The following is a 26,088-nucleotide window of genomic DNA, read 5'->3' on the forward strand; positions in this document are numbered from 1 at the left end:
AGGCTCAGGTCGGAAAAGCTGTCAAAAAAAGCTCCGGATTCAGACAGGTTCGAGACACGAGGCCTAAAACCTGTCAAAATAACCTCCGAATTCAGACAGGTTTGAGTCACAAGCTATAAAACCTGTCTGAATCAGCCCCGGATATCCCCCAAAACTTAATCCAGGAGGGCCCCAATAAAAGACCTATCACTAATCACCAGTCATCTTTCTCAACACGGCTGCGATACAATTTGAAATTTCCGGTCGCAATCCGGTTGTTAGTTTTTTCGGCAATACGCTCATTGCAGTTTTCACACATATATGTATGGATCGGGCGGTTTCGAAGCCTTTTCGCCTGAAGGGTATCGCTGTTGATATTTTCGATTTTGTCGCATAATACACATTTGACTCTCATACTTGCACCTCTTATCAATAATTAGCTTACATAGCCTATTTGAGTTTGGATTATATTATAGTATATCATTGTTTAAAGCCGGAAAAAGGGGAATCGTTTGATTTGCCCCAAAATAACGGTTCGTAGTACTATTATGATAGTTTAAGGAGGGTGAATATGGCAAATCAAGTAGAACCAAAGCTAATTAAACCATTGGTTGATGAACTTCAAAAAGAGCGTTTTGTCACCTTGGCGACAGTAGATCATGAGTCCGGTGGCCCAAATGTCAGCGCAATATCATGGGTGCTTGCTAAGGACGAAGAGACCATTTATTTCGCAGTGGATAACCGCTCTCGAATCATCGAGAACATTAAAAGCAATGACAAGGCAGTCATCAACCTGATTGCTAATGAATCTACATACTCAATCAGCGGAACGGCAAGTGTCAAGCAGGAAAAGCTTGAAGGGGTACCGTTGAAGCTGGCGCTTGTTGAGATCAGCATCAGCGAAGTACGGGACGTCATGTTCTATGGGTCAAAAATCGTGGCAGAACCTCAATATGACAAGACATATGATAAGGATGCTGCTGCACGTCTCGATAAGCAAGTAATGGAAGCCATGAGAAAAGCTTAGTCAATTGACTAAGCTTTTTTTTTGCACCCTATTTATGATAGTTCGACTGTTTCTCCTGATCTTTTTCCAGCTGTTTTTTCTCTCCTTGATTTAGATTCTTCTTCGGGTCCTCCGTCGGGCTCTCCGTTTGCGGTTCAATCATGTCTGCCGGAATTTCTGGCATGACCCTTCCTGTAATATCCGCCAGCTCATTAAGGATTCCCACGATAGGGTGTCCATTTTGAATATCCTTTCCGATCTCCTTTAATCTTGCAGTGATATCCGGGTCTGCTATGACTACCGCACTGGCACCATGCGGATCTTTTTTTAAAGCCTCGGCCACTGTATATTTAACTGTATCTACTTCTGAACGCTCCATATTATCGTTAACGTCGATTCCGACAATAGCATAACGGCCAATCACTACCGCGGCGGCATCATCCACATCCGGAATATGTGTTGTCAAACTTACCAGGTGACGGGAAATTTTTTGTCCGGATTGGCGGTCGACCCCTTCGATCGCACTATTCTGCACCTTGACCTTCTGGTTTTTGTCATTCTCATTTGCGCTGTTTTGTCCAGTACATGCAGTCAACAGAAAAATAAACGAGATAGCAGCAACCAATCTTATCATCATTAAATCCCTCCGGATATTTATTCTATAAAAACCATCAAACATTCTGCATCGTTATATAAAAAAAGAAATGCTCAAAGGTTATTGTGCAAAATATCTTCTATCTTTATTCAGAAAGTCATATATTTTACCAAAGTCCCGGCCAAGGCTGCCAAGTTGGCCAGAGCCGAGATCAAGAAGGCGGGAGGCATCAATTTGAGTAAAATATACGTACTGGATACAAACGTCTTATTACAGGATCCGCACGCAATCTTTTCCTTTCAAGACAATGAAGTTGTCATACCTGCTGTAGTTCTGGAGGAAGTGGATTCAAAGAAAAGATATATGGATGAAATTGGGCGCAATGCACGCCAGGTTTCAAGGCTTATAGACGGAATGAGGGAAACAGGGAAGCTGCATGAGAAAATCAATTTGGAAGGCGGGGGAACGCTCAGGATCGAGTTAAACCATCGCTCGTTCCATCAGCTTCAGGAAATCTTCGTTGAAAAAACAAATGACAACCGGATCCTGGCAGTGGCCAAAAACCTCAGTCTTGAAGAAGAAACTAAAGAAGATGGCCGTCCGGTCATCCTGGTCAGCAAAGACGCGTTAGTCCGGGTAAAAGCAGATGCGATAGGACTGATTGCTGAGGATTTCTTAAGTGATAGGGTTGTGGAAATGAATCATCTTTATTCCGGCTATGCAGAAATATATCTGGAAATAGAGGTGCTTAACCGTTTTTATGAAAAAGGAGAACTTGATTTCTCTGAATTAAAAGGTCAGAACTTTTTTTACCCTAATCAATTTGTGATCATGAAGGACCTTCTTGGAAGTTCCGCATCGGCCATTGCAATCGTCGATACAAAGAAGAAAAAAGTAAAAAAACTGGTATTCGAAAATGAGGGGAAACATATCTGGGGAATCAGGCCGAGAAATGTTCAGCAAATCATGGCAATGGAATTGCTTTTACGGCAAGACATGCCTTTAATCACACTGATCGGCCGTGCGGGGACAGGCAAAACATTGCTCGCTTTAGCAACAGGTTTACTCCAGACGGAAGATTTGAACATTTTTAAGAAGCTGCTTGTGGCAAGACCAATTGTGCCCGTCGGAAAGGACCTTGGATTTTTGCCTGGTGAAAAACAGGAAAAGCTCAGGCCGTGGATGCAGCCAATTTATGATAACCTGGAGTTTTTATTCAACACGAAAAAACCGGGTGAGCTCGATGCAATTCTGGCGGGAATGGGTTCAATCGAGGTCGAAGCACTGACATATATAAGGGGTAGAAGTATCCCGGATCAATTCATCATCATTGATGAAGCCCAGAACTTGACAAAACATGAGGTGAAAACAATCCTTACAAGGGTAGGGGAACGAAGCAAAATCGTCCTGATGGGCGACCCTGATCAAATCGACCATCCTTATCTGGATGCTTATAATAACGGTTTGACTTATGTTGTTGAGAAATTCAAGGATCAGCAGATTTCCGGGCATGTACAGCTCGTCAAAGGAGAAAGATCGCCGCTTGCCCAGCTGGCTGCTGACATTTTAAAGTAAAGACATTTGAAAAATCCTGCAGCTAGAGGCAGCATTACAACAAATATAACGGGCACCCTGCAGGATGCCCGTTCGTGTAACTTACATATTATTCGACAGTAAATCCGGTAACATTTTTGATTGGATGATCCTTATTGGAGCCATCCTTGTAGTATATATGCAATGGGCCATCTTCCCTCAATGGCTTTCCGTCCTTTGAAAAACCGAGTATGATGTCTGCTGCCTCTTCAAGAGGAATTACGGCTTGATTGTTTTCGCCGTATTCAATGACGACATTTTTAGCTTCTTGCTCAGGTTCGGCGTTATCAAGGAATGGTTTGAATGGAATTCCGAAAGTACCCGTAAGGACTTTTTCTTTCTGGAACTTCACTTCTGTCTTGAGTGTCGGCGGATAAACAGCACCTTCCATGATTTCGCGGTCCCAATGCTTGGACACTGATTTTGTATATTCTTCAAGAAGATCTTCGCTTTCCTTCTCATTAATGAAATATGTAGTCAAATCCACTTTTCTGTCATCAAAAATCCAAACGCCAGAGTCCAGGGTGATTTTATATTTAACTTTTCCTTTGATTGGGATAATGGTTTCCATAATTTCCTCCTGCAATTGTTCTGTATGTTATTTAATAAGTATAGCGATATTTGGAATGGATGTCATTTAAGCTATCCCAATTGCAATAACCAATTAATTCTGCATCCCTAATATTCTTGCATTTTTGTCCGCATAAGGGTAAAATTTATAGATAGGATTGGGTAATCGCTCGGAAACGGGGGGATCAAGTTGGCGTCTGATATGATTATTAACCATCAGGAAAAAGCCCATGCCTTGTTAAAGGCTGACGCTGATAAAATTTTAAGGCTGATCAAAGTGCAAATGGATAACCTGACAATGCCTCAATGCCCTCTTTATGAAGAGGTTTTAGATACGCAAATGTTTGGATTATCAAGAGAGATAGACTTTGCAGTGAGGCTCGGCTTAATCGAAGAAACAGATGGGAAAGTAATTCTTGACCAATTGGAAAGGGAACTTTCCATTTTGCATGAAGCTTCGTTAAAAAAATAACCCTAAAAACTCAAACAATCCTATAATGGATGTTTGAGTTTTTTTGTAGAACGCCCATCGGTTTAGAACATAACAGCGATATGACTTTATTACATTTCTTTATAACTTTTCCTAAACAAAGGCAGGATATTTCAACTTATAGTAGAATAGATTAAACAACTTAGAAGATGGGGAAGAGACAATGTTTAAAAAAATACTGAAATCCTATGACTATTCATTGATCATTGTTGTAGTGCTCTTATGCTTGTTCGGACTTGTCATGGTTTACAGTGCCAGCATGGTCACTGCCATTCAAAGGTATGACTATCCAAGTGATTTTTTCTTTCAAAAACAAAAGTTTAATTTGTTGGTAGCTTCTGTTTTGTTCATCCTAGCGGCGTTATTCCCCTATAAAGCGATGAAAAGCACTAGATTATTGCTTCCGATGGTGACGTTTATCCTCGGCGGACTAGCTGCATTGTTTTTATTCGGGAAAGTGACGAACAATGCGTTAAGTTGGTTTGAACTTGGCGCAAGGAGTCTTCAGCCATCTGAATTTGCCAAATTGAGCGTTATTATTTATCTATCTGCGGTATATGCCAAAAAACAGGCCTACATAAACCAGTTCAATAAAGGTGTAGTACCGCCGCTTGTATATTTGATCCTGGTTTGCATGCTGGTTGCCATCCAGCCTGACTTCGGTACTGCAGCGATCATTTTTGCAATCGCGGCAACCATCATCATTTCTTCAGGTATGAACCTGAGAAATATCGCCAAGCTAATTTTATTCGGACTGGCTTTTTTGGCCCCATTTGTTGTATTCCTTCAGGATGAGATTTTTTCTGAAACCAGGATGGGAAGGTTTACCGCCTACAGCAATCCATTCACGGATGAACAGAATACAGGTTATCATTTGGCCAATTCCTATTATGCAATTGGCTCAGGCGGCCTGAAAGGGCTCGGTCTTGGTGAAAGTGTGCAAAAGCTTGGATATCTTCCAGAGCCGCACACCGACTTCATCATTGCCGTGATCTCCGAAGAGTTAGGGATTTTTGGTGTGGGATTTGTGTTGCTGAGCCTCGGGTTCATTGTTTTAAAAGGAATCCATATAGGCCTGAAGTGTAAAGATCCATTTGGAAGCTTGCTGGCTATAGGAATTTCGAGCATGATTGGGATACAGTCATTTGTCAACCTGGGCGGCGCCTCAGGGGTCATTCCATTGACAGGGGTACCGCTGCCATTTGTCAGCTATGGGGGATCTTCTTTGCTCCAGCTGGCAATAGCCACGGGAATTCTCGTCAATGTTTCAATGTTCGTTAATTACGAAGAGAAATATAAAAAGGACAAGATCTCCCAGCCGAAACCTTCTCCAGCCATGGTCAACCAGAATACATTCAAGTTCAGGTCATGACATAAAACAAAAGAAGCTGCAGCAATTGCTGCAGCTTCTTATTTTACAGTTGCCGGGGAAAGGTCAACGGCTGAAGGTTTCTCTACCCTAGCGGCATTTTTCTTGCTTCTGGAAACAAGAAGGATGAAGTAGCTGAATACACCAAACAGTACTGAGATGAAGAAAGCATGTGCCAAAGCGATATACAAATTAAGTCTGGTATAAATAATCAGTGCTCCTGCGGTCACCTGAAGTGAAACCAGCACCATGGAAATGATCCAGCCCCAGTATAATACTCTCTCATGTTTGTAATGTTTTACGGTGATATAGGTTACGTAGGCAATCCAGATAAAAATGAATCCGGCTGCTGCCCTGTGGCCCATCTGAACCCATTCATACAGGTTCGTTGGCAGGAAGGAACCGTCGTTGGTGCATAATGGCCAGTCTTTGCAGACGAGGCTTGCATTCATGTGTCTAACCAGTGCTCCCGTATAGACAACAATATAGCTGTATACTGCCAGTCCAATAATATGGAACCTCATTCTTTTATCGATCACTAATTTTTCAGCCTCAAACTTTTTATCGACTTCAAATATAAGCAAAGTCAATAATAGGACAGATGCAAAAGAAATAAGTGAAATGCCAAAGTGAAGCGCGAGAACAAAATCTGATTGTCCCCAAACGACAGCGGCAGCGCCAATCAAAGCCTGCAGAACCAAAAAGAAAAATGATAAAACAGCAAGGAACTTCGTTTCTCGTATATGGCCAATAGCTTTCCATGTCCAAATAGACAAAATAAGTACCATGAACCCTACGCTGCCCGATACTAACCTGTGGGCAAGTTCAATAACCAATTCGGGAGTTATCTCAGTTGGAACGAATTCTCCGTTGCAAAGCGGCCAGGACCTTCCACAGCCCATTCCGGATTCAGTTTTAGTAACCAGTGCTCCCCCGAGTAAAACAAATAGCATCCCAATCGTGGTTAATACAGCAAGCCACTTTAGGGAACGATTCATAATCATCACCTGCTCATTCAAAGTTCGATAAGTTGTCAAATAATAAACTTGACATGTATAATGAAAGAAACTTGTAGAAAATAAAAAATTCTATTCCTATAATAACGAAGTTTGGCGAAAAAGGATAGAAAACAATACTTATGATACTACACAAAATAAGGTTTTTTTTCAATACTAACCTCCGGGATGGACATTGAAGCCTTTTATCGGTAAAATTCTCTTGGCAGTACCATCCCTGGGAGATTGGCAGACTACATACCAGCTTTTTTACATTCATGAAAATATTATCCAAGAATATGTAATAATAGCTCTCCGACGATCCTTTTAATAAACATTCGATTCTAGTCAAAATTCCTTGCAATAAAAAAGAACTTTATGGATAATGGCGGTAAGACACAAATTAGTCAAATTTTGTTCAAAAAAAATTCACAAAAAAGTTGTGAAGTGTGATTTAATATACAACGTAGGCTTTATTTTTCTACACAAACATTTAACAGCCTTAACACGTTGAGAATAGTGAAAACTATCTGGAATATGAAGTTGAAAATACTCTTCTTTTTTTTGTAAAAATTCGCATCTTGAATTTGGAAGAAAAGGGGATGAAGGAGGATATGGATGTCTAATTCAAAAGCTTTAACAGAAGCTGTATTGGAGAACGGACAGCCTGCAGTTGCGGAGAAGACAATGATGAAGGATTTTCTTGCACTGATTAAAGTAGGAATTGTTAATTCCAATGCAATGACAACTTTTACTGGTTTATGGCTTGCGCTTCATTTTAGCGGTGCGCGATTCCTGGATAATATTGATTTGATTCTTGCGACTTTGATCGGTTCATCCTTGATCGTTGCCGGCTCATGCAGCCTGAATAATTACATTGACCGGGATATCGACCACTTGATGGAACGGACAAAAGACCGTCCAACAGTTACTGGTAAAGTCCATCCAGGTAAAGTGGCGTTGATGAGTTTCCTGTTGATCGGTATTGGTACCGCATTTTTGCTTACTACTACCATTACAGCTGCTGTAATCGGGCTGTTTGGAGTTTTTAGTTATGTTGTTCTATACACTTTGTGGTCGAAAAGACAATATGTTTCCAACACGATTGTCGGAAGTATCTCAGGAGCAGTACCGCCATTAATTGGCTGGGCTGCGGTTGACGCAAACCTTGATGTCATGGCCTGGATGCTTTTTGCCATCGTTTTTGTATGGCAGCCGCCGCATTTTTATGCTCTTGCGATGAGAAGGGCAGAAGAATACCGTGCAGCTGGAATCCCGATGCTTCCTGTCGTAAAAGGATTCAAAGCGACGAAGAAGTCAATCTACCTATGGATTACAGCTTTATTGCCGCTCCCATTCTTCCTTCAGGAGCTTGGGATCTCATTTATGGTTCTGGCAACCGTTCTGAATATTGGGTGGATTGTATTGGGAATCTATCTAGAAAAGCTTAAAGATGATATTAAATGGGCAAAACTGATGTTTGTATATTCTTTACAATACTTAACTGTCATGTTTGTCGCTATGGTAATTGTCACACTTATCTAACCTTCGTTAGGAGATTCACTCTTTGATGAGAGAGGATTTTTCCATATATTTTAAAACCAAATTAATAAGATTTTTTACGAAAGAGGGGTTTAATTAAGCTATGAAGATGCTTGCTAAATGGCGTCTGCTATCATTGTTCGCATTGATGGCATTAGTCTTGTCAGGCTGTGGAGAGCCATACTTGTCTGCGTTAAGACCTGCAGGTGAGGTTGCTCAATCCCAGTATGAACTCATGTTGTTGAGCACGGCGATTATGGTGGGAGTAATTGCAATCGTCACAGTCATTTTTATTTATGTTGTCATGAAGTTCCGCAGGAAAAACGACAACGAAATTCCGAAGCAGGTTGAAGGAAGCCACAAGCTGGAAATCCTTTGGACTGTTATTCCGATCTTATTGCTTCTAATTCTAGCTGTTCCAACAGTGGCTGCAACGTTCAAGTTAGCGGATGTGTCACCAATGGATAAGAAAAATGCAGATGGAAAGACAGATGCTCTAGTAGTTAATGTCCGTGCAAATCTTTATTGGTGGGAATTCGAATATCCAAATGAAGAAATCATCACTAGCCAGGAATTGGTAGTGCCGACAGATGAAAAGGTTTACTTTAATCTGAAAGCTTCTGATGTTAAGCACTCATTCTGGATTCCTTCTGCCGGAGGAAAGATGGATACGAATACCGACAACGTCAATAAGTTCTGGCTTGAGTTCGACAGTAAAGGTGCTGATGAAGCTGGCGGCCTGTTCTATGGAAAATGTGCTGAGCTATGCGGCCCTTCACACGCATTGATGGACTTCAAAGTAAAGGCAATGCCTCGCGCTGAATTCGATCAATGGGTAGCAAGTATGAAAACAGTTAAAGAACCTGTTAAAGCTGAAACAGCAACTGCACAGCAAGGACAGGAAATCTTCAATAACAGCTGTATTGGTTGCCATGCAGTAACTCCTGCAAACACGGCTCCAGAAGCAGCACGCGTTGGTCCTAACCTGACTAACTTCGGTGAACGTTCCCGTGTTGCTGGTGTGCTTGATCATTCTTCAGAAAATGTGAAGAAGTGGCTTGAGGACCCAGAGGCTTATAAGCCAGGAAATAAGATGACTGGAAAGTATCCTGAACTCTCTCCAGATGAGCTAGACGCATTGGCAGAGTATCTGATGGGCTTGAAAGTCCAGAAATAAAAGGGGATATGTTTGAAAGGGAGGTAAAACTGTGAGTACCTATACTCAGAAAAAAGGATTCGGCGCAACGTTATGGGACTTCCTGACAACGGTTGACCATAAAAAAATTGCCATCCTTTATCTAATCGCTGGCGGATTCTTCTTCCTCCTCGGAGGGCTTGAAGCGCTATTTATCCGTATCCAGCTTGCTGTGCCAAATAACGATTTTGTTAGCGCGGGATTCTATAACGAAATCCTGACGATGCACGGAACGACGATGATCTTCCTTGCAGCGATGCCGCTTGTCTTTGCATTCATGAATGCCGTAATGCCACTCCAGATTGGTGCGCGTGACGTTGCGTTTCCATTCTTGAACTCTTTAGGATTCTGGTTATTCTTCTTTGGTGGAGTATTCCTGAACCTTTCATGGTTCCTTGGAGGAGCTCCGGATGCTGGTTGGACTTCTTACGCTTCATTATCCATAGCGTCTGAAACACATGGTATCGACTTCTATGCACTTGGTTTGCAGATTTCAGGTGCGGGTACACTAATCGGGGGGATCAACTTCCTCGTAACGATTGTTAATATGCGTGCACCTGGTATGACATATATGAGGATGCCGATGTTCACTTGGGCTACATTCGTGACATCTGCCCTGATCTTGTTCGCATTCCCTCCATTGACTGTAGGTTTGTTCTTACTGATTTTTGACCGCATGTTCGGTTCTAATTTCTTTGATGTAGCAAACGGTGGTAACACAATTATCTGGGAACACCTTTTCTGGATCTTTGGTCACCCGGAAGTTTATATCTTGATTCTGCCGGCTTTCGGTATTTTCTCTGAGATATTCGCAATCTTCTCTAGAAAACGTCTTTTCGGTTACTCATCCATGGTATTCGCGACTGTATTGATCGGTTTCCTAGGATTCATGGTATGGGCTCACCATATGTTCACAACAGGCCTTGGACCGATCGCAAACGCAATTTTTGCTGTAGCGACTATGGCCATTGCCGTACCGACTGGTATCAAGATTTTTAACTGGCTGTTCACGATGTGGGGAGGAAGCATTAAGTTCACTACGCCAATGCTTTGGGCTGTAGCGTTCATTCCTTCATTCGTAGCCGGTGGTGTAACTGGTGTCATGCTAGCATCAGCTGCAGCTGACTATCAGTACCACGACAGCTATTTCGTTGTCGCTCACTTCCACTATGTAATCGTAGGTGGGGTAGTATTCGCACTATTTGCAGGTGCACACCTGTATTGGCCAAAAATGTTTGGCACAATGCTAAACGAAACTTTGGGTAAAATCACATTCTGGTTATTCCTGATTGGTTTCCACCTGACATTCTTCATCCAGCACTTCCTGGGATTGATGGGTATGCCACGTCGTATCTTCACATTCCTACCAGGACAGGGTCTTGAAACAGGAAACCTGATCAGTTCCATCGGTGCTGCTTTCATGGCAGTTGCTGTAATTGTTCTTTTGATTAACGTTGTTATGACAACTGTTAAAAACGAAAAAGTTGGAAATGATCCGTGGGGCGATGGCCGTACTCTTGAGTGGGCAATTGCATCACCACCGCCATTCTACAACTTCAAGCAGCTTCCATTAGTTCGTGGACTTGATGCTTACTGGCTTGAAAAAATGGAAGGCAAAAAGGGTATGACGCCTGCAGAACCACTGGGCGATATCCACATGCCGAACAACTCATTCATTCCTTTCGTGATCGCACTTGGTCTCTTCATCGCAGCATTTGGTGCAATGTACCGTGCAGAGACAAGCTGGGGCTTGCTGGTACTAATTCTAGGAATGGCAGTAACATTAGGAGCAATGTTCGTCCGCTCTATTAAAGATGATCATGGCTTCCATATTCATAAAGAAGATCTTATGGATGATGATAATGATAAGGGGGTAAAGGCATAATGCAAGCTGAAGAAAAATTAACATATGAAACATGGCCTGCCGAGCCTGAAAAAGCAACCCTCGAAGCAAAAAACAAATTTTTGGGCTTCTGGTTCTTCCTTGGCGGAGAAACAGTTTTGTTTGCAACTTTATTTGCGACATACCTAGCATTGAAAGATAAGGTTCCAAGTGCTGACCATGCACTGGCAAAAGATATTTTTGAAATACCGCTTGCTTTTGCAGCGACAATGCTGCTTTTAACAAGTTCTTTGACAAGTGTATATGCAATGTATCACATGAAGAACTTCAACTTTAAAAAGATGCAGCTTTGGCTTGGATTGACTGTCCTGCTGGGAGCAGCATTCCTTGGCCTTGAAATTTATGAGTTCAATCACTATGTTCATAAGTTCCACCATACGTTTACAAGCAGTGCATTTGGTTCTGCCTTTTACACGCTGGTAGGCTTCCATGGTGGCCACGTTGCATTTGGTTTGCTTTGGATCACGACACTGATGGTCCGTAACTCCAAGCGTGGGTTGAATCTGTATAACGCTCCTAAGTTTTATGTTGCCAGCCTTTACTGGCACTTCATCGACGTTGTATGGGTATTCATCTTCACGGTTGTATATCTAATGGGAATGGTGGGATAAACTGATGGCTAATCAACAACCAAGTTCAGGGAACCCAAGAGTTGACGTCGAATATCGCCGCAAGAAAAGCGCCGAAGAGATGAGATACCAAATCGTTTCCTTTGCATTGATGATTTTCTTGACAATTGTTGCCTTTGTTGCAGTTGGATATGAAGGATTTTCTGGCTGGTTCACAGTTCCGTTCATCCTTTTGCTTGCAGTAGTTCAAGTTATTTTCCAGCTCTACTATTTCATGCACATGAGTCACAAAGGACATGAAGCACCTTCATTATTCCTATATTCTGGAGTGCTTGTAGGCGCAATTACCATCCTTACATTCACTACAATCATCTGGTGGTAAGCATAAATATGACTTAAAGAGAAAAATCGGCTGTCACAGCCGATTTTTTCTATGATAGGCGCTAAATTAGCACTTAATGGAAGTGCCGTTTCGTTGATGTTGCATACCAATGGAAGTATAATGAAAGTAAAGTTCTATAACAGGACGGGGTGAAAAAAGATGCTTACTCTAGATATATTTGGGTTCAGAGCCCTATGGAGCCCGGTATTTTTTCTAGTGCTGGCAGCTCTATTAGTTGCTTATTATCTAATTGTGTACAAATACTATGGTCGTTTTAAAGAAGGAACTCGGGCAACACGACAACAGGCTGTATATTTTACATCAGCCATCATCGTACTGTATATCATTAAAGGATCACCTGTCGATTTGATGGCCCATATTACTTTTTATATGCACATGATCCAAATGGCCGTTCTTTATCTTGTCGTTCCGCCTCTATTGATTTTCGGACTGCCTGACTGGCTATGGCGATCATTCCTTTCCCTGCCGGCAGTCGATCCGTTGTTTCGCTTTTTCACGAAGCCGCTGATTGCCTTGATCATGTTCAATGGAATATTCTCCATTTATCATATTCCGCTGATTTTTGATTTTGTCAAAACGGATATGTGGCTGCATGCAGGCTATACATCAGTGCTTTTTGTACTGGCCATGTTCATGTGGTGGCCGCTAGTCAATAAATTGGAAGAGTATCAAACATTATCAGGCGTAAAAAAGATGGGATATATCTTTGCTGACGGTGTATTGATTACCCCAGCCTGCGCTTTGATCATTTTTGCGGATACACCAATGTACGCAACCTTTGCAGATCCGAACGCCTGGGGAGAAGCATTGAAATTATGTGTACCGCCTTCCACACTTTCCAGCTTGAATCTTAGCGGTCCTGAAACTTTCAGTTCTATTTCACTTTTGCATGACCAGCAGCTCGGCGGAGTAATTATGAAGGTCATTCAGGAAATCGTGTATGGAATTTTCCTGGGATATGCATTTTTCCAGTGGTTCCGGAATGAAGAGGAACGCCAGGCTGAACAGGATGCCATCAATCTTGCCAGCGCTCCACAGCCATTAAAATGAAATGAATTGTAAAAGCTTCCTTTTTAAAAGGGAGCTTTTATTTTTTTATGTTTTTTAATGTGAATCAGCTAATCAAAGATTGAAAAATAGGGACATGTCACCTACAATTAACCTTATGGAGAAATAATGATTGAGAGGGAAAAGAAATGTCGAATTTACCGATTCTGCCTACGATCAGCACGACCTTTATTGTCCTCAGTGCCATTACAGTGGCAATTGGCTGGGCCCAAATAAAACAAAGGAAGATTGATCAACACCGCAAGACGATGACTCTAGCCGGCATATTTGCGATCATCTTTTTTGTGATTTACGCTACAAGGACAATCTTCATTGGCAACACATCTTTTGGGGGACCTGATGATATCAAAATCTATTACACATTGTTTTTGATTTTCCATATTACACTTGCAACAATCGGTGCAGTGCTTGGAATCATCTCTCTTTACACAGGATACAAGAACAAGCTTGAGCGCCATCGGAAACTTGGACCAGTAACAAGTATTACCTGGTTTTTCACCGGAATCACAGGTGTCGCTGTTTATCTGCTTCTTTATGTTTTTTATAAGGGTGGAGACACTACTTCAGTCATCAAAGCAATTCTTGGGACATAACACGAAAAACATTGCGTATAGCAATGTTTTTTCTTTTGCAGGTATTTCTTTTCCTGAAGGCGAACTTATAAAGTTGTATAAAGGGGGATCAAGTTGCATGGAAATAAAAGTGTTAACTAAAGAACATTATCTGCAATCAATGAAATTATCAGAGTATGCTTTTCAATATAATGTGCCGGAAAGTGATATTCCTAAAAGGCTGGAAACGCTGAATAAACATCGTTTGCTAGGGATTTTTGAAGGAAATGAGCTGGCGTCGAAACTACATATTCTTTCGCTGAAGGTATTGCTGGGAGAAACAGAATGGAAAATGGGCGGAATCGCCGGTGTGGCCACATATCCTGAGTACCGGCGCAAAGGCTATGTGAATGCCTTGATAAAAAAAGCGCTGGCAGATATGAATCAAGATGGAAGTATAGTTTCTTTCCTTCATCCGTTCCAAATTGATTTTTACAGACGGTTCGGCTGGGAAATCATTTCTGATAACAGGAAAGTGACAGTGGAAAAAATCAATTTAAGACCAGTGGAAATTCAGCCTGGAAAAATTAAGCGACATACCGAGAAAGGTCACACTAGTGATATCGAAATGGTGTACCGTCAATATGCTGGCATGCACAGCGGAATGCTGGCAAGGGATTCTGATTGGTGGAACTCGAGTGTATACGGTTCCCAATTCGCGGCTGTCTATTACGATTCGGAAAATGAGGCAGCAGGTTACCTCTTATACGAGGTTAAGGATAATATCATGAAGGTAGAGGAATACGTTTCATTAACCAATGAGGCGAGAAAAGGATTATGGAACTTCATATGCCAGCATGATTCGATGGTGGACCAAGTGGAATTGATGTTATCCGTCCATGACCCATTCCCTTATTATTTAAAAGAGCCTAAGCTTAAGACTGAGATTTCTCCCTATTTCATGGGAAGGATCGTCAATGCGACGAAAGCTCTGTCCAGCTATCCGTTCCTGAACAGCGACTCTGACAGAAAGTTGTTCATCCACCTTGATGACAGCGCCGCTCCCTGGAATACAGGTGCCTATTTGATAAGCCGCGAAGGCATCAAATTTTACCCAGTGAAAGAAGGAGGTTCCTGCGTTAGAGAACCAAAACGCGGTCTTCATATGAGCATCAATTCTTTAACAGCGGTATTGTTTGGCTATAAGCGCCCTAAAGAACTATTTGAGCTGGAGCTTATAAAAGGGGATTTGGAAGCAGTCGAACAGCTTGAGAAAATCACTCCGCCATTCAAGCCATTCTTTTATGATTTCTTTTAATACAGAAATAAGAAAACCCGGGATAGCACTTCCCGGGTTTTTCGTGTTAAATTTTGAATTTCAATTTAATGATTCCAGCTTCTTTCGCTGAATTGAAAGCAATCAGCAGAAGCGGTCCGATGATAAAGCCCATGAATCCAAAAAGCTTCAGGCCAAGATACATGGCAATTAGTGTAGACAGCGGAGAAAGTCCGATTTGGCTGCCCATTACCTTTGGCTCGACTGTACGCCTGATGATCAGCAAGATGACCGCCAGAACGGCAAGCTGGGTGCCCAGCGCAATATTTCCGGTTGCAAGATGGAAAATAGACCAGGGCGCAAGGATGACGATTGAACCAATGAGCGGGATAAAATCAATGACCCAGATGATCGCTGACATGACAATCGCGTATTTGGGTGTGATGAAAAGCAAACCAATCAGTGAAACAATGAAAATAATCACACTGACTAAAAATTGAGCTTTAAGGAATCCAAACACAACATATGAAAGGCGGGACGTCATGAAATGAACCTTATCCGCCGTTCTTTCTGTTAAGTGACCATCTACGCTTTTCCTTAAAGATGGAAGTTCCAGCAAGAAAAGGAATAAGGCAATCAAATAGACAAGGAAACTGATCAGGAAATTCGGAATATAGGTCAACAATGCCTTTAAATTATCTATATTGATGAAAGCAATCATGTCATTTTTGAGTTTATTCAAAAAGTCCTCTGCCCGGTTGCTGATTTCAGTGACTACCTCCCTGGGAAGGTCATTCGCAGCTTCTACAAATCTGTTCTCGGCCTTATACCAGGCATTGGTGATTTCATTGATATAGACAGGAGTATTGTCAATAAGGTCAATTGCCTCTGTCACTGCGGTCGTCGTGAGGAAATAACCCGCAACCACGATAAGCAGTACAAACAGAAGGAAAATGACGAGAACAGCCAGCCGCCTTCCGCTCTTCAGCCTTTTCTGGAAGTATACGACTGCCGGCTCGAGAAATAGGGCAGTGATCAATGCAGCGATCAACGGAATCGACACCGGAAGGATAATATAAAGAATCGCTGCCACCAAGATGGTGATTAATGCAATAATAATCGTTCGTTTCGTGAAAATACCGGACAATTGGAGCTCCTTTCTATACTCTTGTTGAGTATATACCTCTACAAACATTCAGTTTTGGTCAAATCAGCAAAAAACGCTAAAATTCCTTAACAATTAAATTATAGTACGCATTTAATATAAGAAACAACAAAAATCAGCTATTGCGGCTGGGATTTTATTTCACATTGAATTCCGGCACAAGCAGTTTTTTGATAAAAAACGATCGTTCGTCATTCATTCCCTGTCCATGTGCCTGAACATCATGTTCGATAACCTAACCATATAGGGGTGAGGCAATGAAGAATTCTGGGAACGTCATTCCTGTGCAACTTAGAGAGTTATGCCGTGCAATTTGTGCAATCGTCCATGCAAACATCAATGAAGACGCTTTTTTTCATCAATCTGAGCTTAAAACGAGAATCCCCGTTTTCCGAAAATCAGCATTCAGTGATAATGGGGTAAGGTGTGAACTAGAGCAGGGAAATGTAAATATAAAGGTATTTGTCAACGCCATGCTAGGGGAGCACTCAATCTACCATAATGCAATGGATCTTCAGCGTCGCATAGCAGAGGAAATTATCCTGTATACTTCTTTTTTGCCTAAGAAAATTGATGTGATTATTACTGGCGTAAAAGCAAAAAAGACGCAATGAAAGCGTCTTTTTCCCTTTAGATTTATATAGCGAATTTCTCGACTTCAGCTTTCACTTCATTCAGAAGCTTCTCACACTGGCTGACTAATGATTTCGGGAAGTGTTCACCTTCACCGTATTCGACACCATGCGGATAATAATGTTTGCCCAGCAAAGGAGTCATCAATTGAATGATTGCTTTGTGTGCGCCAACATCACCCTCGTGGACATGGCCCTGGACACGCAGATAATATGTACCTTCCTTGACGACGAGCTTTTTGTCATAAGTTACTCGCTCATAATCCCATTGTCCTTCACGTACAAGACCGTGCTCCAGCATAACCTCATCAAGACGGTTCAAGTCCGCCTTCAGATTTTCGATACCTGTATTTTCGAATTTCATCCTTTTTCCCTCCTAAAAACACACTGCAAAATTCACGCTTTATAATAGAGTATATCTCAAATTTAATAATAGTAAAAATATGATTAAGTTGCAATGAATATAAAAGCGTTTTTCAGTGTTTCTTGTTTTATTCTTTATAGCATCCAGCAAGATTGACAATTTCACGTTTTTGGCATAATTAGCAAAATCCCGGCAACCATAATATCGAGCAGGTTAAGCTTGACCCATAAGGAGGAAAAAAGACGTGCGTAAAATCCGGGATATTATGACGAGCGATGTAGAGACATGTACCTTGCTGGATAATGTGTTCGAAGTGGCAGTAAAAATGAAGGAGCTGAATGTTGGAGCCATTCCTATTGTTGACAATGATAAACTGGTAGGCATGATTACCGACCGAGATATTGTCATTAGAGGAATCGCTGAAAAACATCCACCTTCCTCAAAGGTTGAAAGTGTCATGAGTGACCATCTTGTTACAGCAACCCCTGAAATGTCCACGAAAGAAGCTACAAGCCTTATGGCGGAACACCAGATCAGAAGGCTGCCTGTAGTCGAAGGAGACAAATTGGTAGGGATAGTAGCACTTGGTGATTTTGCTGTCAATGAAATGACAGATGAGCAGGCCCAACATGCTTTATCCGAAATCTCTGAATCCGAAAATCAAATGCAATAGCGAGGAAAGGCACTCTCAAAGGGTGCCTTTTTGTCTTTATCTGTCTAAAAGAAGAAACGGCATGACAAGAAATCGATCGGAAGTGTGATATTTTGACAGAGAAAAGGGAAAAGTGTCCAATTTGTTGATAGGTCATTATTTTTTATAGGGCTGATGGAACAGTCCTATTAAAAAGATCAACATAAATGGTATAATAAAAGCTAAAATCGCTCATATAGTAATAGAGAGATACTAGCTTGCATCTTATACGCAGCAGGCTTGAATAAGGGGGGGATCCATCTGCGAACAATTGTAAGGATATTGATTTTTGCTGCAATATTTCTATTTATAGGTTTATACATGGGATATAACAAAGAAGAAAATGATGATTTGGTAATCGAACAGAACTCGACTCCTAAAGTGGATGAATCTCTTGAAAAGAATATCGCAGAACAAAATATCAGCGAAGGCATTGAACAGCCTCAGCAGGGTGTAGCCTCACTATTAGGAAAAGACATTGATGGACTTAAAGAGATACTAGGCAATCCTTCCAGGGTTGACCTATCAGCTTATGGTTTTCATTGGTGGATCTTCAACAACGACCCTGATCAATATATACAGGCTGGTGTACTGAATGACAAGGTTGTGACCGCCTATGGGATTGGCCCGAAGGTGGATGTACTGCCATTTAAAATTGGGCAGCCGATCGAAGAAATTTTTTCAATGAATGTGATTGAACCGGAAGTAACCTTCGAACACAACGGAAGCTCATACAAGTTCGAGCTTTCCGAACAGGATATGAACACAAGGCCAGTCATCAAGATGGGCGACTACTTCGTGCAGCTTTATATCGATAAATTCACGAGCTCCGTATCCAGCATTCGGTATATGGACAAGGAAACAATCATCAAACAGCGACCATATGAAATGGTCTACAGAGGGACGCTGATCGAACCTCCCGTATTATCCGATGGGGACTGGGTTAGGATTGAAGCAGGCCTGGAGAAACAAATTCTCGACATAACCAATGCCATCAGATCAAGACATGAACTGCAATTACTAGAGTGGGATGAGAAAACGGCTGAAGTCGCTTATGCGCACAGCAAAGATATGGCAATCGAAGACTATTTTTCTCATGAGTCGGAAAAATACGGGGATCTGTCCGAAAGACTAAAAGCGGCTGATATCTTATATGAAGTGGCCGGGGAAAACATCGCTGCAAACTATACGGATGCGCCAGCGGTTGTAGAAGGATGGCTGAACAGTGAAGCCCACCGTGAAGCCCTATTGAATGAGGATTTCTCCCACCTTGGAGTTGGAGTTTATCAAAAGCATTATACCCAGAACTTTTTGAAAATGTGGAATCAAGAGTAATAGCAATTTTAATTAATTCTTACGATCTTCATAAATACCAGAGTGCTTGCTCTTTCCAGTAGGGTTCGGAATGCTTCCATTCCGAACCCTTTTTTGTATCGTAAGAAAAGCTGTCCGAAGTGCGGGTACTTCGGACAACTTTGGGGCAAATAGGTGTAAAGCTGTCCGAACTATGTGCCACTTCGGACAACTTACGTGCTTTTAGGTGAAAAGCTGTCCGAACCAGGGTCCACTTCGGACAACATTTGTGGTTCTAGGTGAAAAGCTGTCCGAACCAGAGTCAACTTCGGACAACTTTCGCGCTTACAGGCGATAACCTGTCCGAACTAGAGGCGACTTCGGACAACATTTGTGGTTCTAGGTGAAAAGCTGTCCGAACCAGAGTCAACTTCGGACAACTTTCGCGCTTACAGGCGATAACTTGTCCGAACCAGGGTCCACTTCGGACAACATTTGTGGTTCTAGGTGAAAAGCTGTCCGAACCAGAGTCAACTTCGGACAACTTTCGCGCTTACAGGCGATAACCTGTCCGAACCAGGGGCAACTTCGGACAACATTCGTGTTTTTAGGTGAAAAGCTGTCCGAACTAGAGTCAACTTCGGACAACATTCATGCTTACGGGTGAAAAGCTGTCCGAACTAAAGACACCTTCAGTCCACTTTTGTACAAACAGGCGTAAAATCAGGCAGACCCAAAGCTGCTTCGCCCACTCTGCTCTGCCCGTCGGAAAGCGAAGCGACCTAAACGGAAATCAACAGTTAAACAACATAAAAAAAAAACTGTAGAAAACTCGGGTATCCACGAGTTAGTCTACAGTTTGTAAGCCGCAGTCATCTGCTCTTAGCCTTTCCTGACAGCTCTGTTAATGGAAAAGTAGCCATGCTTCCAGTTACCATACAGATGCACCAATTCGCCTTCACTGAAGGTGGGAGGGACTGCTCCTTTTCTTAAAGGAGTTATTTTCTTTACCGTCAATTCTTTTACTCCGGTGTTGATTTTCAAAACAGTCACATGGTTGAAGCGGTGATAGTAAAAACGTTCTTTGTGTTCATGGACTTCAATGATTTTTCCGCTGACGATTGCTTCTTCTGGAATTTCCTCCAGACCAATCCATTCCTGCTCATTTCGCTGCATCTCTTTTTTTGTCAGCCAATAAAAATAGGCAAGGATTAGTGGAATCGCAATTGCTGTAACCATGTAATATCCCCTTATTTATGCTGTTTTTCGATAACGAAAAAGCTTCCGGAAGAGTGGGCTATTCTTTTGCCGTCAGACCGGAATACATCGGCTTCAAGGACGACGGTGCTTCTGCCTTTATGGATCAGCGAGGCTTTGCAATGGAGTTTGTCGCCGATTCCGGGAGCAAGAAAATGGATGTTGAGCTGTGATGTCACGGCAGCGTAGCCTTCTGGCAGCAACCTGTTTGCCAATGTTCCCATCGCCGTATCCAGTACAGTGGCAGTAAATCCGCCATGAACAATCCCGAGTGTATTGTCGAGCACCCTTGTAATTGGAATATCAATTTCACAAGTTTGGTCATCGAGTCTTCTGTCCATGTGCAGCAGGCCATCGATATAAGTGCTGTTTTTGCCGCTTAATTTATTTTTTACTCCTGCCAGCACAATTTTAAGTGCTTCTAATTCCTGTTCGCCTGATAGCGAGATGCATTCGTCCAAAAGTTGGTGCAAATCTTTTTCCACTATATTTATACCTCTTTCTAAATGGCTCTGTTTCTTTCATTCTTATTCTAAATCATTATTTTAGCAAAGCCTTTTTTATGTTTTCTATTTTAACAAGTTTGATTTCAATTTGGAACTATTCGATATATCCTTCACCATTCATGATGGGTTTCATATGCTATTATAGGCATTTGTTACACTGTGAGGTGAAAGGCATGGCCAAAAAGAAACTCCATCCATCTGTTGAAAAGTTCAAGGAATTTGTAAAAGAACGCCCGGAACTGGCACAGCAAGTACGGAAGGGGGAAACGACCTGGCAGGAAATGTTCGAGGATTGGTACTTACTTGGTGAAGACGATCCAAGATGGGCTGCAAAATCGGAGAATAAAAAGGACAAGAAAAACGAAGAGAAGGAACAAAAAACAGATTGGCTCGGTACCATCATGGGGGCAGTGAAAAATATGGACCCTGCCCAGGTGCAAGGGCAGATTAACAATATCAGCCAGGCACTCGGGGCAATCCAGGGTGTGCTTTCCCAGTTCCAGGGGAAATCAGGCGGGTCCCAAGGTTCAAACAATGCTGGTCCGTCAAATCCCTTTTCATTCAGGAAGGATTAGAATGGAGGCGTAAGCATGCGAAAAGATGTTATGGATCAATTGCGATCGAATAAGGAATTGATTGAGTTCGTCCGAGCCCAGCCCCACTGGTACAGGAAGCTGAGCAGGGATCCAAGGGATTTGCATTCAGCCCAAATTGCTGCGCTGCATCATTTTGAAAAAACCATCCCTCATAAGGTCCAGAAGTTCTCCAACAATGTACAGATGGCATCAATGATGATGCATATGTTCTCGAGTATGAATTCACAGTCATGATCAAGCTTCCTTCTCCACGAAGGAAGCTTTGTTTTTTCAGCCTGTAAAAGCCTTCAGACCAGAATCCTTAGCTTTTCTGGCAGTTTCATGGTAAAATGAGGTTCGGAGGTGAGCCAGCATTGCTTGCTGTTACATCAGAAAGAGTCTTATTGTTGGAAGAAGCTGAACAGTTAGTCAGCATGATTTTACAATCTGATATTGCCGAATATTATCGGGAATGTTTATATAACGTTAAAAACAATGCGGAAACACAAAGAAAGGTCCGTGATTTTGTGGACATGAAGGAACGCTATGAAGAGGTCCAGCGTTTCGGAAAATACCATCCCGACTACAAAGAAATCATGGGCAAGATCCGCCTTGTGAAAAGAGAGCTTGATATGGACGAGACCATTGCCGAATTCAAGAAAGCGGAAAATGATTTGCAAAGCCTTCTTGATGAGGTGAGCGTAATTATCGGCAGATCCGTTTCCGAGAGTGTGAAAGTGCCAACCGGAAACCCGTTCTTCGAAAGCTCTTGCGGTGGCGGCTGCGGCAGCGGTGGAAGCTGTGGATGCTCCGCTTAAAATGAAAAGCATGGGACTCCCATGCTTTTTTATTTGCCTCGATTCTGCTTCGGTAAGCGGGAAAACATGATTGATGATTGAAAAAACTGGTTTTTGTATGCTAGACTAGTACAAAGCAAACGTTTACCGAAGGGGAAAAGAATATGATAGGACAGAGGCAAGGAATCATCGTCTGGCTGTATTCACTGAAACAGGCCAAGATGCTCAGAAGATTTGGCAATGTTCATTTTGTCTCGAAAAAGTTGAAATATGCTGTAATTTATTGCAATCTCGACGAGGCAGAGGGGCTTATGGAAAAGATTAAATCATATTCATTCGTTAAAAAGGTGGAACCTTCTTACAAACCATTCTTGAAAATGGAGTTTGAAAATTCTTCCCCTGACAAGGCCAAAGAATATGACTATAAGATGGGAATATAGCAATATAAAAAAGGCGAGGGGAATCCTCGCCTTTTTTGTATTGAAATGCTATTGAAGAGGCGGAATGTAATGGTTCAGCCTGAGGATGCCTATCAAGTACTGAAAATACAATTCTTTTTCGGCAAACATCGTGGACGGTTTAACATCAAATTCTATGATCGTCTTGTCCAGTTCATCAGCCAGCTCCTTGAACATGTCAAAGCGCTTGTTCTTTAAAATATGAGGGTTCGATATTCCCTCCCTGCAGATATATAAAGCCTGGAAGTTCCCGGGGTTGGTTGGCTTAAGGACCACTACGAGGGAACTTACTTCTTTTTCATTCACTTTTGTATGGATCGCCATTAAGTGCATCAACCGATGGCGGTTTGCCCTGGCTGTTTCAATCAATTCGTATAGATCTGAGTATCCTTCTCCAAGCTCGATAAAACGCTGAATCAATTTTATTTCCCCTTCCGACTTATCACTCCTTCATACTTTACCATTTGCAGTCTTAAATTTGAAGCTGTTATGTCCTGTAGGAGAAGATGTTTTTTTACAAAAACAAAGCCTTGAACCATTTAGGCTCAAGGCTTCCTTCCATGCACCACAATAGTGCAGAAGGCAAAGGGAGAGGAGAAACCGGAGGAAGAACTTATGGGGAAACGTAAGTCTTCTCCGCGGTTGGCAACAACATCCTCAAATTGATGTTGTTAATCATCATTATTTCCATATTAGGAAGGGATATACACTGGTTTGGTTAATTTTTTGAATGTGTGGTAGGATAAGGGAGTAATTTATACGAACATATTGTAAAAAGCTTACATATTTTAAGGAGCAAAAAAATGAGAGTTGTATCAGGTGATTTAAAGGGCCGGGTTTTAAAAGCGGTGCCCGGGACGTCTACCAGGCCTACTACTGATAAAGTGAAGGAATCCTTGTTCAATATGATTGGGCCTTATTTTACGGGAGGTCTGGGCCTTGATTTATTTGCCGGCAGCGGAGGCCTGGGGATCGAGGCACTCAGCAGAGGACTGGATCAGGTCATTTTTGTCGACCGTGAAGGAAAGGCAATTCACGTTATAAATGAGAACCTGAAGTCCTGCGGCCTGGAAGAGAAAGCAGAAGTTTACCGGAATGACGCTGTCAGGGCCTTGAAGGCCATTCAGAAAAGAGAGCTGGTCTTCGATTATATTTTCCTGGATCCTCCTTACAAAAAACAGCAGCTGGTCAAGCTGTTGGAAATGATGGATAAAGAGGGACTTATCCATCAGGAAGGTTTGATTGTCTGCGAGCATGCTTCAGATATCAGGCTGCCAGAAAAAATAGGGAAATTGGTGCAAACCAGAAATGAAAAATATGGTATTATCGGAATAACTCTTTATAACGTTGATGCAGAAGATGAGGGGGAAGAATAGGTGGCAAGAGTTGCTGTTTGTCCAGGCAGTTTCGACCCAATTACCTACGGGCACTTGGATATCATCACAAGAGCTGCGAAAGTATTCGATGAACTTTATGTAGTCGTTTTGAATAATTCTTCAAAGAAACCGCTGTTTTCGGTAGAAGAAAGAATAGATCTGATCGATCAGGTCACAAAGAACATCCCGAATGTAAAAGTGGATTCCTTTCAGGGACTGCTGGTTGATTATGCAGAGAGCGTCAATGCCAATGCCATAATCAGAGGTTTGCGCGCTGTTTCGGATTTTGAGTATGAAATGCAAATCACTTCAATGAACAGGGTTTTAGATGACAAAATCGAGACTTTTTTCATCATGACAAATAACCAGTACTCATTCTTGAGTTCAAGCATCGTAAAAGAAGTGGCCAAGTATGGCGGTAAAATTTCTGAATTGGTACCAAGTGAAGTCGAGGAAGCTTTACTGAAAAAATTCAATGAAGACAAAAAATAACGGGCAGAGATGCCCGTTATTTTTCTTGCAGGATCCGGCTGCCGAGAATCCAAATGTAAATGAGCAAGCTGCCTATCGTGATCAGCGGCCCTGCCGTGGCAAGGAGGCTGTATGCTTCTGCCAGGCGGCTTCCCTCCGATGTCAGATATTCCATTACGGGCAATGCATTTGATGGCTGGCCATCCTGGAAAAAGCGTTCATATACTGGTTTCCAGAGAATGAAAGCATAAAAAGCAGCAAAGAATCCATGGATGATTCGCGCGAAAAAGAATGGCTGGAAACGGATATCTGTCTGCGCGAGAATGCTTGCCACCTGTGCCTGAACACTAAAACCGCTGAATGCCAGTATGAAGCTTGTAATGACAGCCTGATGCATCAAGGTTGCATCCTGGACCTGGCTGGTCATCTGGCTGCCGAGTGTAATCTCGAATAAGCCAGAAATAAATGGAAGGCTAAGCATATCAGTCATTCCCAGCATTCCGAGCATGATTTCAAGGAATTTGGCAAGAAATCCAGTAACATGAAGGTGGAATAACAGTTTATTTATAACCGAAAACAAGATGATGAAGCCGCCAATCATCAATAGAGTCTGGATGGAAGACATCACGGCATCGCCGAGAAGCTTTCCAATCGGACGGTTGTCCTTGATCCTTGTTCTGTGCAATGCTGCAAAAGCATCCCTTATGGATAAATTCCGTTCTTTATCCTTTTTGGTGCTTTCTTCGTTTCTCCCGTAGAACCTCATGATCAAGCCTACGCTGATATTGCCAAGATAATGAGCCAGAGCGAGTATGACCCCAAGCTGGACATTGTAAAAGAATCCAACTGATACAGCTCCGAATATGAAAAGGGGATTGGAGGAGTTTGTAAATGAAACCAGTCTTTCTGCTTCAATTTTTGTCAGCTGACCTTCCTGGCGCATCCTTGCCGTCAGTTTAGCTCCTGCTGGAAAGCCCGATGCCATTCCCATCGCCCAGACAAATCCGCCGACACCCGGTACCTTGAACAGAGGCCTCATCAACGGTTCGAGAAGTACACCGATAAAACGGACAACTCCAAATCCGATCAGCATTTCGGATACGATGAAAAAAGGAAGGAGCGAGGGAAAGACAATTTCCCACCACATATTCAATCCCCGGATCGAAGCATCAAAGGATTCTTGGGGAAAGGTAATGAGTGAAACAGCCAGAAAGGTGACGGAGGCTGCAAGGAACAGTGTTTTCAATCTGGATTTTAGCACTTGAGATTCTCCTTCCTGCGGTCTTGCTGTGAAACTTTTTTAATCAATGGTAAAATAGAGTGAAACTCACCGGTGGGGTAATTTTCCATCCATCCCATACTATATACCTTGTGTGCTGTCACATTAGTGAAAAAAACC

31 protein-coding genes are annotated in these 26,088 nt (G+C 42.3%); 21 read left to right on the forward strand and 10 right to left on the reverse strand.

What is annotated here, in order from left to right; translation table 11 throughout:
- Window positions 1-193: 193 nt before the first annotated feature.
- On the reverse strand, window positions 194-394 hold the full coding sequence (locus J7E38_RS05385) for a YlaI family protein (RefSeq protein WP_214703682.1): 201 nt from the start codon (window positions 392-394) through the stop codon (window positions 194-196).
- 156 nt (window positions 395-550) lie between these two features.
- On the opposite strand from J7E38_RS05385, the gene J7E38_RS05390 reads away from it, so the two are divergent.
- Window positions 551-1,006: a pyridoxamine 5'-phosphate oxidase family protein gene (locus tag J7E38_RS05390; protein ID WP_214703683.1), complete on the forward strand. Its 456-nt coding sequence runs from the start codon at window positions 551-553 to the stop codon at window positions 1,004-1,006.
- 28 nt (window positions 1,007-1,034) lie between these two features.
- Here J7E38_RS05390 and J7E38_RS05395 read toward each other — a convergent pair whose 3' ends face one another.
- The gene (locus J7E38_RS05395; RefSeq protein WP_214703684.1) at window positions 1,035-1,622 is read right to left on the reverse strand and encodes a YhcN/YlaJ family sporulation lipoprotein; all 588 of its coding nucleotides are present in this window, start codon (window positions 1,620-1,622) and stop codon (window positions 1,035-1,037) included.
- Window positions 1,623-1,814: 192 nt separating this feature from the next.
- Here J7E38_RS05395 and J7E38_RS05400 point away from each other — a divergent pair, with 192 nt between their 5' ends.
- The gene (locus tag J7E38_RS05400) at window positions 1,815-3,155 is read left to right on the forward strand and encodes a PhoH family protein (RefSeq protein ID WP_214703686.1); all 1,341 of its coding nucleotides are present in this window, start codon (window positions 1,815-1,817) and stop codon (window positions 3,153-3,155) included.
- A gap of 88 nt (window positions 3,156-3,243) precedes the next feature.
- On the opposite strand, the gene J7E38_RS05405 is transcribed toward J7E38_RS05400, so the two are convergent.
- Window positions 3,244-3,744: a molybdopterin-binding protein gene (locus J7E38_RS05405; protein WP_214703688.1), complete on the reverse strand. Its 501-nt coding sequence runs from the start codon at window positions 3,742-3,744 to the stop codon at window positions 3,244-3,246.
- A 189-nt stretch (window positions 3,745-3,933) separates the two neighbouring features.
- On the opposite strand from J7E38_RS05405, the gene J7E38_RS05410 reads away from it, so the two are divergent.
- Window positions 3,934-4,215, forward strand: coding sequence for an Fpa/YlaN family protein (locus J7E38_RS05410; protein WP_214703690.1), 282 nt, complete (start codon window positions 3,934-3,936; stop codon window positions 4,213-4,215).
- 181 nt (window positions 4,216-4,396) lie between these two features.
- The gene (locus tag J7E38_RS05415; protein WP_214703692.1) at window positions 4,397-5,605 is read left to right on the forward strand and encodes an FtsW/RodA/SpoVE family cell cycle protein; all 1,209 of its coding nucleotides are present in this window, start codon (window positions 4,397-4,399) and stop codon (window positions 5,603-5,605) included.
- Window positions 5,606-5,643: 38 nt separating this feature from the next.
- On the opposite strand, the gene J7E38_RS05420 is transcribed toward J7E38_RS05415, so the two are convergent.
- Entirely contained in the window at window positions 5,644-6,600 is a 957-nt protein-coding gene (locus J7E38_RS05420; protein ID WP_214703694.1) for a COX15/CtaA family protein, read from the reverse strand.
- A gap of 615 nt (window positions 6,601-7,215) precedes the next feature.
- Here J7E38_RS05420 and cyoE point away from each other — a divergent pair.
- From cyoE to J7E38_RS05460, 8 genes are all read left to right on the forward strand, one after another.
- A complete protein-coding gene (cyoE, locus tag J7E38_RS05425) occupies window positions 7,216-8,142 on the forward strand; it encodes a heme o synthase (protein ID WP_214703696.1) in 927 nt (308 codons plus the stop codon).
- 100 nt (window positions 8,143-8,242) lie between these two features.
- Window positions 8,243-9,316, forward strand: coding sequence for a cytochrome c oxidase subunit II (gene coxB / locus J7E38_RS05430; protein WP_214703697.1), 1,074 nt, complete (start codon window positions 8,243-8,245; stop codon window positions 9,314-9,316).
- Between the two features lie 31 nt (window positions 9,317-9,347).
- Window positions 9,348-11,219: a cytochrome c oxidase subunit I gene (ctaD, locus tag J7E38_RS05435; RefSeq protein ID WP_214703698.1), complete on the forward strand. Its 1,872-nt coding sequence runs from the start codon at window positions 9,348-9,350 to the stop codon at window positions 11,217-11,219.
- Window positions 11,219-11,848 (forward strand): cytochrome (ubi)quinol oxidase subunit III, encoded by a 630-nt coding sequence (locus tag J7E38_RS05440; protein ID WP_214703699.1) that lies wholly within the window; start codon window positions 11,219-11,221, stop codon window positions 11,846-11,848. The genes ctaD and J7E38_RS05440 overlap by 1 nt, the downstream gene beginning before the upstream one ends.
- A gap of 4 nt (window positions 11,849-11,852) precedes the next feature.
- Window positions 11,853-12,188, forward strand: coding sequence for a cytochrome c oxidase subunit IVB (ctaF, locus tag J7E38_RS05445; protein WP_214703703.1), 336 nt, complete (start codon window positions 11,853-11,855; stop codon window positions 12,186-12,188).
- Window positions 12,189-12,347: 159 nt separating this feature from the next.
- Window positions 12,348-13,259 (forward strand): cytochrome c oxidase assembly factor CtaG, encoded by a 912-nt coding sequence (gene ctaG / locus J7E38_RS05450; protein ID WP_214703705.1) that lies wholly within the window; start codon window positions 12,348-12,350, stop codon window positions 13,257-13,259.
- Window positions 13,260-13,405: 146 nt separating this feature from the next.
- Window positions 13,406-13,870: a DUF420 domain-containing protein gene (locus J7E38_RS05455; protein WP_214703706.1), complete on the forward strand. Its 465-nt coding sequence runs from the start codon at window positions 13,406-13,408 to the stop codon at window positions 13,868-13,870.
- A gap of 97 nt (window positions 13,871-13,967) precedes the next feature.
- Window positions 13,968-15,146 carry a GNAT family N-acetyltransferase gene (locus tag J7E38_RS05460; RefSeq protein ID WP_214703707.1) on the forward strand — a complete coding sequence of 393 codons (1,179 nt, stop codon included), beginning with the start codon at window positions 13,968-13,970 and terminating at the stop codon, window positions 15,144-15,146.
- Window positions 15,147-15,192: 46 nt separating this feature from the next.
- Here J7E38_RS05460 and ytvI read toward each other — a convergent pair whose 3' ends face one another.
- Window positions 15,193-16,251 carry a sporulation integral membrane protein YtvI gene (ytvI, locus tag J7E38_RS05465; protein ID WP_214703708.1) on the reverse strand — a complete coding sequence of 353 codons (1,059 nt, stop codon included), beginning with the start codon at window positions 16,249-16,251 and terminating at the stop codon, window positions 15,193-15,195.
- Between the two features lie 275 nt (window positions 16,252-16,526).
- Between ytvI and J7E38_RS05470 the strand changes: the two genes are divergently transcribed.
- Window positions 16,527-16,883 carry a hypothetical protein gene (locus J7E38_RS05470; RefSeq protein ID WP_214703709.1) on the forward strand — a complete coding sequence of 119 codons (357 nt, stop codon included), beginning with the start codon at window positions 16,527-16,529 and terminating at the stop codon, window positions 16,881-16,883.
- A 22-nt stretch (window positions 16,884-16,905) separates the two neighbouring features.
- On the opposite strand, the gene J7E38_RS05475 is transcribed toward J7E38_RS05470, so the two are convergent.
- Window positions 16,906-17,265: a YugN family protein gene (locus tag J7E38_RS05475; protein ID WP_214703710.1), complete on the reverse strand. Its 360-nt coding sequence runs from the start codon at window positions 17,263-17,265 to the stop codon at window positions 16,906-16,908.
- A gap of 244 nt (window positions 17,266-17,509) precedes the next feature.
- On the opposite strand from J7E38_RS05475, the gene J7E38_RS05480 reads away from it, so the two are divergent.
- Window positions 17,510-17,938 (forward strand): CBS domain-containing protein, encoded by a 429-nt coding sequence (locus J7E38_RS05480; RefSeq protein ID WP_214703711.1) that lies wholly within the window; start codon window positions 17,510-17,512, stop codon window positions 17,936-17,938.
- A gap of 279 nt (window positions 17,939-18,217) precedes the next feature.
- The gene (locus J7E38_RS05485; protein ID WP_483297158.1) at window positions 18,218-19,291 is read left to right on the forward strand and encodes a CAP domain-containing protein; all 1,074 of its coding nucleotides are present in this window, start codon (window positions 18,218-18,220) and stop codon (window positions 19,289-19,291) included.
- An 840-nt stretch (window positions 19,292-20,131) separates the two neighbouring features.
- On the opposite strand, the gene J7E38_RS05490 is transcribed toward J7E38_RS05485, so the two are convergent.
- Together J7E38_RS05490 and J7E38_RS05495 are read right to left on the reverse strand one after the other, a co-directional pair.
- On the reverse strand, window positions 20,132-20,488 hold the full coding sequence (locus tag J7E38_RS05490; RefSeq protein ID WP_214703715.1) for a hypothetical protein: 357 nt from the start codon (window positions 20,486-20,488) through the stop codon (window positions 20,132-20,134).
- 11 nt (window positions 20,489-20,499) lie between these two features.
- Entirely contained in the window at window positions 20,500-20,991 is a 492-nt protein-coding gene (locus J7E38_RS05495) for a PaaI family thioesterase (RefSeq protein WP_214703717.1), read from the reverse strand.
- A gap of 194 nt (window positions 20,992-21,185) precedes the next feature.
- On the opposite strand from J7E38_RS05495, the gene J7E38_RS05500 reads away from it, so the two are divergent.
- The 4 genes from J7E38_RS05500 to J7E38_RS05515 all read left to right on the forward strand — a co-directional run bounded on the left by J7E38_RS05500 (window position 21,186) and on the right by J7E38_RS05515 (window position 22,824).
- Window positions 21,186-21,587: a YlbD family protein gene (locus tag J7E38_RS05500; RefSeq protein WP_214703719.1), complete on the forward strand. Its 402-nt coding sequence runs from the start codon at window positions 21,186-21,188 to the stop codon at window positions 21,585-21,587.
- Between the two features lie 15 nt (window positions 21,588-21,602).
- Entirely contained in the window at window positions 21,603-21,842 is a 240-nt protein-coding gene (locus J7E38_RS05505) for a YlbE-like family protein (RefSeq protein ID WP_214703721.1), read from the forward strand.
- A 95-nt stretch (window positions 21,843-21,937) separates the two neighbouring features.
- Entirely contained in the window at window positions 21,938-22,405 is a 468-nt protein-coding gene (locus tag J7E38_RS05510; protein ID WP_214703723.1) for a YlbF/YmcA family competence regulator, read from the forward strand.
- Window positions 22,406-22,548: 143 nt separating this feature from the next.
- A complete protein-coding gene (locus tag J7E38_RS05515; RefSeq protein ID WP_144474770.1) occupies window positions 22,549-22,824 on the forward strand; it encodes a YlbG family protein in 276 nt (91 codons plus the stop codon).
- Window positions 22,825-22,872: 48 nt separating this feature from the next.
- Here the strand turns inward: J7E38_RS05515 and J7E38_RS05520 are convergent, their stop codons facing one another.
- The gene (locus J7E38_RS05520) at window positions 22,873-23,262 is read right to left on the reverse strand and encodes a DUF7147 family protein (RefSeq protein WP_214703725.1); all 390 of its coding nucleotides are present in this window, start codon (window positions 23,260-23,262) and stop codon (window positions 22,873-22,875) included.
- Window positions 23,263-23,645: 383 nt separating this feature from the next.
- Between J7E38_RS05520 and rsmD the strand changes: the two genes are divergently transcribed.
- The gene (gene rsmD / locus J7E38_RS05525; protein ID WP_214703728.1) at window positions 23,646-24,218 is read left to right on the forward strand and encodes a 16S rRNA (guanine(966)-N(2))-methyltransferase RsmD; all 573 of its coding nucleotides are present in this window, start codon (window positions 23,646-23,648) and stop codon (window positions 24,216-24,218) included.
- Entirely contained in the window at window positions 24,219-24,710 is a 492-nt protein-coding gene (gene coaD, locus J7E38_RS05530) for a pantetheine-phosphate adenylyltransferase (protein ID WP_214703730.1), read from the forward strand.
- 16 nt (window positions 24,711-24,726) lie between these two features.
- Here the strand turns inward: coaD and ylbJ are convergent, their stop codons facing one another.
- Window positions 24,727-25,950: a sporulation integral membrane protein YlbJ gene (gene ylbJ / locus J7E38_RS05535; RefSeq protein WP_214703735.1), complete on the reverse strand. Its 1,224-nt coding sequence runs from the start codon at window positions 25,948-25,950 to the stop codon at window positions 24,727-24,729.
- Window positions 25,951-26,088 lie beyond the last annotated feature (138 nt).

It is taken from the genome of Bacillus sp. ISL-35 (assembly GCF_018613355.1).
In the GTDB taxonomy this organism is placed as follows: domain Bacteria; phylum Bacillota; class Bacilli; order Bacillales; family Cytobacillaceae; genus Mesobacillus.

What these genes read in the sequence shown, in the direction of transcription:
- J7E38_RS05385 (WP_214703682.1), bottom strand. Translation starts at nt 394, where the DNA reads ATGAGAGTCAAATGTGTATTATGCGACAAAATCGAAAATATCAACAGC.
- J7E38_RS05390 (WP_214703683.1), top strand. Translation starts at nt 551, where the DNA reads ATGGCAAATCAAGTAGAACCAAAGCTAATTAAACCATTGGTTGATGAA.
- J7E38_RS05395 (WP_214703684.1), bottom strand. Translation starts at nt 1,622, where the DNA reads ATGATGATAAGATTGGTTGCTGCTATCTCGTTTATTTTTCTGTTGACT.
- J7E38_RS05405 (WP_214703688.1), bottom strand. Translation starts at nt 3,744, where the DNA reads ATGGAAACCATTATCCCAATCAAAGGAAAAGTTAAATATAAAATCACC.
- J7E38_RS05415 (WP_214703692.1), top strand. Translation starts at nt 4,397, where the DNA reads ATGTTTAAAAAAATACTGAAATCCTATGACTATTCATTGATCATTGTT.
- J7E38_RS05420 (WP_214703694.1), bottom strand. Translation starts at nt 6,600, where the DNA reads ATGAATCGTTCCCTAAAGTGGCTTGCTGTATTAACCACGATTGGGATG.
- cyoE (WP_214703696.1), top strand. Translation starts at nt 7,216, where the DNA reads ATGTCTAATTCAAAAGCTTTAACAGAAGCTGTATTGGAGAACGGACAG.
- coxB (WP_214703697.1), top strand. Translation starts at nt 8,243, where the DNA reads ATGAAGATGCTTGCTAAATGGCGTCTGCTATCATTGTTCGCATTGATG.
- J7E38_RS05440 (WP_214703699.1), top strand. Translation starts at nt 11,219, where the DNA reads ATGCAAGCTGAAGAAAAATTAACATATGAAACATGGCCTGCCGAGCCT.
- ctaF (WP_214703703.1), top strand. Translation starts at nt 11,853, where the DNA reads ATGGCTAATCAACAACCAAGTTCAGGGAACCCAAGAGTTGACGTCGAA.
- ctaG (WP_214703705.1), top strand. Translation starts at nt 12,348, where the DNA reads ATGCTTACTCTAGATATATTTGGGTTCAGAGCCCTATGGAGCCCGGTA.
- J7E38_RS05455 (WP_214703706.1), top strand. Translation starts at nt 13,406, where the DNA reads ATGTCGAATTTACCGATTCTGCCTACGATCAGCACGACCTTTATTGTC.
- J7E38_RS05460 (WP_214703707.1), top strand. Translation starts at nt 13,968, where the DNA reads ATGGAAATAAAAGTGTTAACTAAAGAACATTATCTGCAATCAATGAAA.
- J7E38_RS05470 (WP_214703709.1), top strand. Translation starts at nt 16,527, where the DNA reads ATGAAGAATTCTGGGAACGTCATTCCTGTGCAACTTAGAGAGTTATGC.
- J7E38_RS05475 (WP_214703710.1), bottom strand. Translation starts at nt 17,265, where the DNA reads ATGAAATTCGAAAATACAGGTATCGAAAATCTGAAGGCGGACTTGAAC.
- J7E38_RS05490 (WP_214703715.1), bottom strand. Translation starts at nt 20,488, where the DNA reads ATGGTTACAGCAATTGCGATTCCACTAATCCTTGCCTATTTTTATTGG.
- J7E38_RS05500 (WP_214703719.1), top strand. Translation starts at nt 21,186, where the DNA reads ATGGCCAAAAAGAAACTCCATCCATCTGTTGAAAAGTTCAAGGAATTT.
- J7E38_RS05505 (WP_214703721.1), top strand. Translation starts at nt 21,603, where the DNA reads ATGCGAAAAGATGTTATGGATCAATTGCGATCGAATAAGGAATTGATT.
- J7E38_RS05510 (WP_214703723.1), top strand. Translation starts at nt 21,938, where the DNA reads ATGAGGTTCGGAGGTGAGCCAGCATTGCTTGCTGTTACATCAGAAAGA.
- J7E38_RS05515 (WP_144474770.1), top strand. Translation starts at nt 22,549, where the DNA reads ATGATAGGACAGAGGCAAGGAATCATCGTCTGGCTGTATTCACTGAAA.
- rsmD (WP_214703728.1), top strand. Translation starts at nt 23,646, where the DNA reads ATGAGAGTTGTATCAGGTGATTTAAAGGGCCGGGTTTTAAAAGCGGTG.